Below are 10,049 nucleotides of genomic sequence, written 5' to 3' on the forward strand. Positions count from 1 at the left end.
ACCTCAATACGAGGTTCAAATACATAAGCTCTACTGGCTTAGTTCACTAGCACACTGTTGAGTTCTCAAGCAACACACCCCAGATCGCACCACACAACGCGGCCTTATCCGAAGCAGTCATTCCTAGCAGTTTTTGGTGGGACACCCACTCAATCGCACTGAGCGAGAGCTTGGTTCGTGTCCCGGTCGGCCACCCGGTTTCCCTGGCGACTTGGAGAACTTTACATGGCCGGAAACCCCCGAAAACAGGGGGGTACCTTAACGACATTTCCGCAGGTCAAGGGCTCAAAACAGGGCCAACCCCGGTGATCCACCCGGAGCCGCCCCGGTGAACACCCGGACAAGAACATTGCTCCGAGTACATTGCACCGTATTGATCTCAAAGATTGCTCCGATTAGCTTCGGTCCCATGAGCACTGCGGAACTCGACGGCATCTCCGTCGCCTACGACGACCTCGGCACCGGGCTGCCCGTCGTCCTCGTCCACGGCCACCCCTTCAACCGCACGATGTGGCGTCCGCAGGCGGAACGCTTCAGTCGCGAGGGCTATCGGGTCATCACCGCGGACCTCCGCGGCTACGGCGAGACCACGGTGGTCCCGGGCAAGACCGGGCTCGACGTCTTCGCCAAGGACATCGCCCGTCTCGCGGATCGACTCGGCCTCGGGCGCTTCGTGCTCGGCGGCCTCTCCATGGGCGGGCAGATCGTCATGGAGTTCCACCGCACCTACCCCGAGCGCGTCGCCGGGCTCCTGCTCGCCGACACCTCCCCGCAGGCAGAGACCGAAGAGGGCAAGCGCGTCCGCAACGCGATGGCGGATCGCGTCCTCGCCGAAGGACTGAACCCCTACGCGGACGAGGTGCTGACGAAGATGGTCTCGCCGGAGAACGTCCGCACGATGCCGGACGTGGCGGCGCACGTCCTCGGCATGATGCGCACGACGCCCAAGGAAGGGGCCGCGGCGGCACTGAGGGGACGTGCCGAGCGGCCCGACTACCGGGAGACCCTCGCGAAGGTCGCGGTGCCGAGCCTGATCGTCGTCGGCACCGAGGACGAGTACACGCCCGTCTCGGACGCCGAGTTGATGCACGAACTCATCCCCGGCTCCACCCTGGCGGTGATCGAGGGGGCCGCCCACATGCCTAACCTGGAGCGCGAGGCCGAGTTCAACGCCGTGTTCGCACGGTTCTTGAAAGAGATTGGGTGATCGTCTCCATGTCCCACAAGACCGTCTTCGTGACCGGAGCCAGCGCGGGGTTCGGCGTCGAGATCGTCCGCCGGTTCGCCGCGGACGGTGCCAAGGTCGTCGCGGCCGCGCGCAGTAAGGACCGGCTGGCCAAGCTGGCCGACGAGCTGGGCGAGAACGTCCTCCCCTACGAACTGGACGTCCGTGACGCCGACGCGGTGGCCGCGCTGCCGGAATCCCTGCCCAAGGAGTTCGCCGACGTCGACCTGCTGGTCAACAATGCCGGCCTCGCCAAGGGGCTCGAGCCCGCCCACCGGGCGAAGCTCGACGACTGGGACCAGATGATCGACACCAACATCACCGGTCTGGTGCACCTCACCCGCGCGCTGCTGCCCGGGATGGTCGAGCGCGGCCGCGGGCACGTGATCAACATCGGTTCGATCGCGGGCACCTACCCCTACCCCGGTGGCAACACCTACGGCGCGACCAAGGCGTTCGTGCACCAGTTCAGCCTGAACCTGCGCGCGGACCTGCACGGCACCGGTGTCCGGGTGACCAACGTCGAACCCGGCATGGTCGGCGGCACGGAGTTCTCCGTCGTCCGGTTCGAGGGTGACCAGAGCAAGGCCGACGACGTCTACAAGGGCACGACGCCGCTGACGGCCGCCGACGTGGCCGAGTCCGTCTTCTGGGCGGCTTCGCAGCCCGAGCACGTGAACATCAACGTCATCGAGCTGATGCCGGTGGTGCAGAGCTTCTCCGCGCTGCGGATCCACCGAGAGAACTGAGGCCGAAGAGGTCGAAGAGCGCCTGCTGTTCCGGGCTCCGCTCGGTCAGCAGGCGCCGCGTCCGGGGACGGCCGCCGGTCGACGGGTAGCGCAACACCGTCTCCCCGATCCCGGCCAGGCTGTCCATCAGTTCGCGGACCGACAGGTTCATCCCGGCGCGGTCGGCCTCGCGGCGCATGAGGTGCGTGACCGTCGACGCGAGCACCGTGACCAGGGTGTGCACGGCGATCCGGTGCGGCGTCCAGTCCCAGCGCGGTGACGGCCCGGTGACGGCGGTGCCGGTCAGCCAGCGGAACGTCGAGTCGAGGTGGGTCCGCGCCCGGTAGGCGGTGACGACCTCCGCGACCGGCCAGTCGTGGTCGGTGACCAGCACCTGTTTGCCGAAGAACTCCTCGCGCAGCCGGGAGACGGCGGCGTCGTCGACCTTCCAGGTCAGCCGGATCTCCCCCGGCCTGGTTCCGGTCAGCGAAGGTGAGAGCACGCGCTCGACCCGGCGGCCGCGCGTGATCCTGGCGATCTCGGCGTTCACCTGGCTCCGGTCGCCCCGGTAGATACCGGCGGCCAGCGCCGCGTCGAGGCCGGCGAGTTCGCGGGTCGCGGTGCCGAGTTCGTCGCCGAACGCGCGGGCCTGCGCGTTGTGCAGGGTCTCCGAATGGGTCAGGATCACGCGTCGCCGCACGCCGGCGACCACCGCCCTGGTGTCGAGGGCGGTCAACCCGGCGAAGCGCTCCGGATCGACGGGTTTGCGCGCGGACGACGGTTTCGCCAGCAGGTCCGGATGGTCCGACAAGGGCAGTGCGCCGACGAAGTGCCGTCCGAGATCCACCTGAGCGGCCTGCCCGGCGGTGAAGACCAGCGTGACGTCGCCGTCGGTATGCCGTCCGCGAAGGTCTTCGGCCAGCGCGGCGAACGGTGGGGCCCCTTCGCGCGGGTACATGTGCGAGGCCAGCGGGATCGCGCCGTCCTTGGTCACCACCAGCCCGAGTCCGGCGAGTTCGCAGCGGCAGGGGTCGGCCGTGGTGAAGGTGGCGAACTGCGGCACGTCGACGGCGAGTGCGGCGCCGCCCGTCCCCAGCCAGGCGAGGACGGCGTCGGCGACCGTGGCCTCGATCCGCGCGATCCGGTCCGGGGTGAGCCGGTGCAGTGCCCGCCAGTGGTTCGCCAGGTCGGCCTTGACGAATTCCCGCGCGACACCGTCCTCCCACCAGGCGGCGAGCTCCGTCTCCGGCGCGGTCGCCCGGTGCAGGACGGCGAGGGCGAGATGTGTCCCCAGGGTGGTCGCGGCGCGTTGCGCGCCGACGGCTTCGTCGACCCGCTCGACGAAGCCGAGCCGGTTCAGCGTCGCCCAGACCGCCGCGACGTCGCCGAAGGTCCGGTGCCGCGCTTCGCCGGGTGCGGAGACCTCGCCGTCCATCGCGCGCCCGATCTCCTCGGCCGTGCCGAGGTAGCGCTGGGACACCACGCGGGGCTCGCCGTCGACCCGCGCGGAGGTGACGAGGTAGTAGTACGTCCGCCCGCCGACCTTCTTGCCGATCACCGAAGCCACCTTTAGGTAATACACTCCGGCCCGCCGATCGGCAACCAAGATCCGCCGCTGACCTGGGCGAACAGTGAGCACACCCACGTGAGTGAGGTGGTGGCCGGATGCACACTGGCAGCTGGAGCGAGTCCGGCCATAGCGTGCGGGAATGGCATCCGACGCTGACGCGACCGCCCCCACCACCTCGGCGATGCGCCGGGCGCTCGCCAGGGCGCGCGACGGGAAGACCCTCGACCTCACCGAGGCCGCGATCCTGCTCCAGGCGCGCGGCGACGACCTCAAGACGCTGTCCGACCACGCTTCCCGGGTCCGTGACGCCGGCCTCGTCGCGGCGGGCCGTCCCGGCGTGGTCACCTACAGCCGCTCGGTGTTCATTCCGCTGACCCGCCTGTGCCGGGATCGGTGCGGCTACTGCACTTTCGCGACCGTCCCCGGCCGGGTCGAGTCGCCGTTCCTCTCCCCTGACGAGGTCCTCGACATCGCGCGCAAGGGCGCCGCGATGGGCGTCAAGGAGGCGCTGTTCACCCTCGGCGACCGTCCCGAAGACCGCTGGAAGGCGGCGAAGGACTGGCTCGACGCGCACGGGTACGACGACACGCTCTCCTACGTCCGCGCGATGGCGATCCGGGTGCTGGAGGAGACCGGCGTCCTGCCGCACCTCAACCCCGGCGTGCTGACCTGGCAGGACTTCCAGCGGCTGAAGCCGGTCTCGGCGTCGATGGGCATGATGCTGGAGACGACCGCGAAGCGGCTCTACACCGAGAAGGGCGGCCCTCACTACGGCTCGCCCGACAAGGACCCCGACGTCCGCCTGCGGGTGCTGGAGGACGCCGGCCGCAGTTCGGTGCCGTTCACCACGGGCATCCTGATCGGCATCGGCGAGAACTTCGAGGAACGAGCCGACTCGCTGTTCGCGATCCGCAAGGTCGCCAAGACCTACGGCGGGATCCAAGAGGTCATCGTCCAGAACTTCCGCGCGAAGCCGGACACCAAGATGCGCGCGACCCCGGACGCCGACCTCGAGGAACTCGCCGCGACCATCGCCGTCGCGCGGCTCGTGCTCGGGCCGAAGATGCGCATCCAGGCGCCGCCGAACCTCATCGGGCAGCAGTACGAACTGATGCTGAACGCGGGGATCGACGACTGGGGCGGCGTCTCGCCGCTGACCCCCGACCACGTGAACCCCGAGCGCGCGTGGCCGCAGATCGACGAGCTCAAGCGCCGCACCGAAGCGCTCGGGTTCACCGTGCGCGAGCGGCTGCCGATCTACCCGGAGTACGTCAAGACCGGGGAGCCGTGGCTGGACCCGCGGATGAACGCGCATCTCGCGCCGCTCACCGACGCCGAGACCGGGCTGGCGATCGAGGAAGCGATCCCGGTGGGCATCCCGTGGCAGGAGCCGGACGGCGGCTGGAAGGAGGCCGGGCGGACCGATCTGCACGTCGAGGTCGACACCATCGGCCGCACGGAAGACCGGCGCAGCGACTTCGATTCGGTCTACGGCGACTGGGCGGAGATCAAGGGCAACATCAAGACCGCGCCGCAGCGGTTCGACCTCGACATCCGGGATGCCTTGCGCAGCGCGGAAAAGAACCCCGCCGGGCTGTCCGACGACGAGGCTTTGGCGCTGTTGCACGCCGACGGCCCGGAACTCGACGCGTTCACCGGAATCGCCGACGACCTGCGGCGTGAGGTCAACGGCGACGACGTCACCTTCGTGGTCACGCGGAACATCAACTTCACCAACGTCTGTTACACCGGCTGCCGGTTCTGCGCGTTCGCCCAGCGGCGCACCGACGCCGACGCGTACACGCTTTCGCTGGAGCAGGTCGGCGACCGGGTCGACGAGGCGTGGGCCGCGGGCGCGACCGAGATCTGCATGCAGGGCGGCATCCACCCGGATCTGCCGGGGACCGCGTACTTCGATCTCGCGGCCGAGGTGAAGCGCCGCCAGCCGGACATCCACCTGCACTCGTACTCGCCGATGGAGGTCGTCAACGGCGCTTCGCGGACGAACCTGTCGATCGAGGACTGGCTGGCCCGCGCGAAGGAGGCCGGTGTCGACTCGCTGCCGGGTACGGCGGCGGAGATCCTCGACGACGACGTCCGCTGGGTGCTGACGAAGGGCAAGCTGCCGACGTCTGAATGGATCAACGTCGTCACCACCGCGCACAAACTCGGCATCACGACGACGTCGACGATGATGTACGGCCACGTCGACACCCCGGCGCACTGGGTGGGGCATCTGAAGTTGCTGGCGAAGCTGCAGCGGGAAGGCCTGGAACGCAACGGGCGGCGCGGGTTCAGCGAGTTCGTGCTGTTGCCGTTCATCCACCAGAGTTCGCCGATCTACCTCGCCGGGCTCGCCAGGGCCGGGACGACGCTGCGGGAGAACCGCGCGGTGCACGCGCTGGCCCGGCTGCTGCTGCACGGGATGATCGACAACATCCAGAGTTCGTGGGTGAAACTCGGTGAGGAAGGCAGCCGCGCCGTGCTCCAGGGTGGGGTCAACGACATCGGCGGGACGCTGATGGAGGAGACGATCAGCCGGATGGCGGGTGCGGCCAACGGGTCGTACAAGACGATCAGCGACATGCGCGCGATGGTCGAGCCGCTCGGCCGTCCGCTGCGGCAGCGGACCACCGAGTACGGCACGCCGACGCCCGAGCGGATCGCCGCGGCCGAGGCGTCGGACGGCGTCGCGACCGCGGTCCGGCGGCCGCTGCTGCCGCTTGTCACCTCCTGACGAATCGCGCGTGAAGGACTCCTTCCCTCGGCTGAGCCGAGGGAAGGAGTCCTTCACGTTCCGTGTGTCACCGCTCACAAGGCGCGGGGGCACCCGGCGTTTTCTGTGCTAAACCCGAGAATCACTTCCGGGCAGGCGAGAGGACGTCGATGACCGCGAGCGCAGTCCAAGTGGCCGATACCGCCCGCTATCCGTTGTCCGAGCCCGGAAGCCCGGCCTGGCGCGAAATCGTTTCCCGGACCCGCGCCGAACTGCGGGAAACGGGATGCAGTGTCTTGGCCGACTTCGTCCGCCCGGAGTTGCACGACGTCCTTCGCCGCGAAGGCGCGGAGATCGCTCCGGAGGCGTACGCGAAGGTCGAACGCGTCAATGCCTACAACATCGCCGTCGACACTCCGCTTCCCGAAGGCCATCCCGGCCGCATGATCATGGAACGCGGCAACGCCTTCGTGGCCCGCGACCGGATCCCGCCGACCGCGATCATCCAGCAGCTGTACGCGAGCCGCGAGTTCCAGCGGTTCGTCGCCGACTGTTTCGAACTCCCGGCGCTCCACGAACTCGCCGATCCGCTGTCCGGCTTGGTGCTCAACGTGATCGAACCGGGCCGCTCGCATCCGTGGCATTTCGACACCAACGAGTTCACCGTCAGCATGCTCACGCAGGAGGCCGCCGACGGCGGTGTCTTCGAATACTGTCCGAACATCCGCTCGGAGAAGACGGAGAACTTCGACGACGTCCGTGCCGTCCTGACCGGCGAAGGCGATCACCTGATCCGGCGACTCACTCTGCGTCCCGGTGATCTTCAGCTGTTTCGCGGACGCTTCGCCCTTCACCGCGTGAGTAGTGTTCAAGGGGCAATCGCCCGCCATTCCGCGATCTTCGCGTACAGCGAGCGCCCCGGGGTCATCGGCAGTCCGGAACGGACGCGACAGTTGTTCGGCAGGGTCCTGCCCGAACACGTCGCCTCGGCCGCCGTCCGGGGCGACGAGCTGCTCGACTAAGTCAGGAGTTTGGCCCGTGCCTTGGGATTCGACCGGCAAGATCTCCTTCGACCACATCTACACCGAGCCCGATCCGCGTGCCTTCTTCGGCACCTTGCGCAGGCTGGACTACGCCATCCCCCAGCAGGCCAAGGCCTACTTCGCGCAGCTGATCGACGAGTACCGCGCGGATCAGGACGTCAAGAAGCCGACCGTGCTCGACCTCGGGTGTTCCTACGGCGTCAACGCGGCGCTGCACCGCTGTGACACCTCGATGGAGCGGCTGTACGACCACTACGCGAACGGCGAGTCGCTGAGCAGGGACGACCTGATCGCGCACGACCGGCGAATGGCCGAGAGGCTCGACGGTGGCGACGGGGTCCGCTTCATCGGCCTCGACACCTCCGCGCCGGCACTGGACTACGCGCTCTCGGCGGGCTTCATCGACGAAGCGATCCACGCGGACCTGGAGAGTGGGGACCCGACGGAGGAACAGCGCGCGCTGCTGGCCGAAGTCGACATCGTCATCTCGACAGGCTGCGTCGGTTACGTCACGGAGAAGACCCTCGTGCGGATCGCGCGGGAAAGCCGGCCGTGGATGGCGCATTTCGTGCTGAGGATGTTCTCCTACGAACCGGTCGCCGCGAGCCTCGCCGAACTGGGGTACGAAACGGCCGCGGTCGACGGTGTCTTCCGGCAGCGGAAATTCGCTTCGGAAGAGGAACGGACCCAGATCCTGGACAACCTGTCCGTCGCGGGCGTCGACCCGCGTGGGCTGGAAGCCGACGGCCGGCTGTACGCGCGGCTGTACGTCTCCCGCCCGAACGGTTCGGCGGACGGGCTCGCCGCCGTGCTGAACGCCCTGCCCCTTCTAGATCAAGGATGATCGTGAGCAGTCCGGAACTGTCCACCCGCACGTTCGGCAACGAGGACCTCCTGCCGAGGGTCCCCGTCCCCAACCTGGAGGACACCTGCCGCCGGTTCCTCGAATGGTGCTCGCCGCTGCTCACCCCGGGTGAGCTGGCGGAGACCGAAGGCGCCGTCGCCGAGTTTCTCGCGGAAGGAAGCCCGGCGCACGAACTCCAGAGCGCGCTCGAGGCCTACGACAGCAGCGCAGGTGTGCGTAGCTGGCTCGACACCTTCTGGCCGTACCGCTACCTCGGCCGCCGCGACCGGATCGCGCTCAACGCCAACTTCTTCTTCCTCTTCTCCGAATCCCCGCTGGGACAGCTGGAGCGGGCGGCGGAACTGGCGGCGTCGGCGGTGGACTACAAGCTGAAGCTGGACGAGGAACTGGTGCCGCCGATCGTGGTCCGCGGGCAGCCGCAGTCGATGGTGCAGCACAAGTACCTGTTCTCGGCGACGCGGATCCCCGGCGCCGTCCAGGACACCGCGCGGACGCCGTACCGCGAGGACTGGCCGGGGCCGTCGAGGGCCAGGCACATCGTGGTCTTCCACCGCGACACCCCGTTCCGGATGGACGTCATCGCACCGGACGGGCGACCGTACTCCCCCGAACAGCTGGTCGCGGGGCTGCAGACGATCGTCAAGTCGGGGACCTTCGTCGAGGATCCGGAGAGCGCCGTCGGGCATTTCACCACCAAGGCGAGGGCCGAGTGGGCGGCGACGCGCGAGGCGTTGCTCGCCGCCGGGAACGCGTCCGCGCTCGACGACATCGAGACGGCGTTGTTCTGCCTGTGCCTGGAGGACTTCACGCCGTCCGACACGCAGGAGGCGTGCGACAAGCTGCTGCACGGCGACAGCGGCAACCGCTGGTTCGACAAGGCCGTCTCGCTGATCGTGTTCGAGGACGGGACGGCGGGGATCAACGTCGAGCACTGCGAACTGGACGGGACCACGATCCTCGGGTTCACCGACGAGCTGCTGAGCGGTTCGCGGCTGGACCGCCCGCCCGCCGACGGAGTCCCGGCGTCCGAGGTCATCGAGTTCGTCCTGGGTGACGCGCTCCGCGAAGACGCCCGCGCCGCGGCCGCGTCCTTCGCCGCGTACGCCGACGCGACAGCGACGAAGACGGTGTCCTTCACCGACTTCGGCGCGAAGCGGGCGAAGGAGCTGGGGATGTCCCCCGACGGCTTCGCGCAGATGGCGTACCAGCTCGCGCACAAGCGCGCGAAGGGGATCACCGGCGCGACGTACGAGTCGATCGCGACGCGGCAGTACCAGAACGGGCGCACCGAAGCGATGCGGGTGGTGACGCCCGAGGTGCAGTGGTTCGTCCAGGTGATGGACGACCCGGCAGCGGACCGGCAGACGCGTCAGGCGGCTTTCCGCGCGGCGGCGGCGAAGCACGTCACGCGGGCGAAGGAGTGCCAGGCGGGCGACGCGCCGGAGCAGCACCTGTGGGAGCTGCAGCTGATCCAGAAGCGTCGCGGCGTCGACGAGTCCCCGGCGCTGTACTCGTCGCCGGGCTGGCTGAAGATGCGCAACGACTACCTGAGCACCAGCTCGGCGCCGTCGGTGAACATCCAGTACTTCGGCTTCGGATCGACCAGCCCGCAATGCATCGGCGTCGCGTACGTGCTGCTGCCGGACAGGCTGAACATCTACCTGTGCACGCCGAAGCACGTCGCGCACGAGATGGAGCTGTTCGCGGCGGAACTCGCCACGGCCATCCGGGAACTGGAGGAATTGCTGGCTTAGCGGCCCGTGAAGGGGGGTCGTGAGTGAGGCTTCAGGTGATCGTTCGGTACAGGTGGTCGTGAGTGGCGGTTAGGGGTGTAAACCCCATAGCCCCACAAGCCAAAGGGCATCGAAAGGGGTGGGGGGGGCTGGGGGAACAGGGGGTGGT

Annotated in this window: 7 protein-coding genes; 6 read left to right on the top strand and 1 reads right to left on the bottom strand. The window is 68.4% G+C overall.

Annotated elements, in window-relative coordinates; translation table 11 throughout:
* Positions 1–409: 409 nt before the first annotated feature.
* The gene (locus ACZ5ZX_RS37545; protein WP_465506742.1) at positions 410–1,207 is read left to right on the top strand and encodes an alpha/beta fold hydrolase; all 798 of its coding nucleotides are present in this window, start codon (positions 410–412) and stop codon (positions 1,205–1,207) included.
* 8 nt (positions 1,208–1,215) lie between these two features.
* Positions 1,216–1,974, top strand: coding sequence for an SDR family oxidoreductase (locus ACZ5ZX_RS37550; protein WP_465506743.1), 759 nt, complete (start codon positions 1,216–1,218; stop codon positions 1,972–1,974).
* Here the strand turns inward: ACZ5ZX_RS37550 and ACZ5ZX_RS37555 are convergent.
* Positions 1,913–3,520, bottom strand: coding sequence for an IS1634 family transposase (locus ACZ5ZX_RS37555; RefSeq protein WP_465506744.1), 1,608 nt, complete (start codon positions 3,518–3,520; stop codon positions 1,913–1,915). The genes ACZ5ZX_RS37550 and ACZ5ZX_RS37555 overlap by 62 nt on opposite strands.
* 184 nt (positions 3,521–3,704) lie before the next feature.
* On the opposite strand from ACZ5ZX_RS37555, the gene ACZ5ZX_RS37560 reads away from it, so the two are divergent.
* The 4 genes from ACZ5ZX_RS37560 to ACZ5ZX_RS37575 all read left to right on the top strand — a co-directional run bounded on the left by ACZ5ZX_RS37560 (position 3,705) and on the right by ACZ5ZX_RS37575 (position 9,901).
* Entirely contained in the window at positions 3,705–6,260 is a 2,556-nt protein-coding gene (locus tag ACZ5ZX_RS37560; protein WP_465506828.1) for a bifunctional FO biosynthesis protein CofGH, read from the top strand.
* Positions 6,261–6,409: 149 nt separating this feature from the next.
* The gene (locus ACZ5ZX_RS37565; RefSeq protein WP_465506745.1) at positions 6,410–7,261 is read left to right on the top strand and encodes a HalD/BesD family halogenase; all 852 of its coding nucleotides are present in this window, start codon (positions 6,410–6,412) and stop codon (positions 7,259–7,261) included.
* A gap of 16 nt (positions 7,262–7,277) precedes the next feature.
* Entirely contained in the window at positions 7,278–8,126 is an 849-nt protein-coding gene (locus ACZ5ZX_RS37570) for a class I SAM-dependent methyltransferase (protein ID WP_465332392.1), read from the top strand.
* Positions 8,123–9,901: a choline/carnitine O-acyltransferase gene (locus ACZ5ZX_RS37575; RefSeq protein WP_465506746.1), complete on the top strand. Its 1,779-nt coding sequence runs from the start codon at positions 8,123–8,125 to the stop codon at positions 9,899–9,901. Before ACZ5ZX_RS37570 ends, ACZ5ZX_RS37575 begins: the two co-directional genes overlap by 4 nt.
* Positions 9,902–10,049: the final 148 nt, after the last annotated feature.

Source organism: Amycolatopsis sp. NPDC033938 (genome assembly GCF_055575975.1).

Excerpts from the sequence above, each read along its gene's own strand:
- ACZ5ZX_RS37575 (WP_465506746.1), top strand. The coding sequence starts at position 8,123 with ATGATCGTGAGCAGTCCGGAACTGTCCACCCGCACGTTCGGCAACGAG.
- ACZ5ZX_RS37550 (WP_465506743.1), top strand. The coding sequence starts at position 1,216 with ATGTCCCACAAGACCGTCTTCGTGACCGGAGCCAGCGCGGGGTTCGGC.
- ACZ5ZX_RS37560 (WP_465506828.1), top strand. The coding sequence starts at position 3,705 with ATGCGCCGGGCGCTCGCCAGGGCGCGCGACGGGAAGACCCTCGACCTC.
- ACZ5ZX_RS37545 (WP_465506742.1), top strand. The coding sequence starts at position 410 with ATGAGCACTGCGGAACTCGACGGCATCTCCGTCGCCTACGACGACCTC.
- ACZ5ZX_RS37565 (WP_465506745.1), top strand. The coding sequence starts at position 6,410 with ATGACCGCGAGCGCAGTCCAAGTGGCCGATACCGCCCGCTATCCGTTG.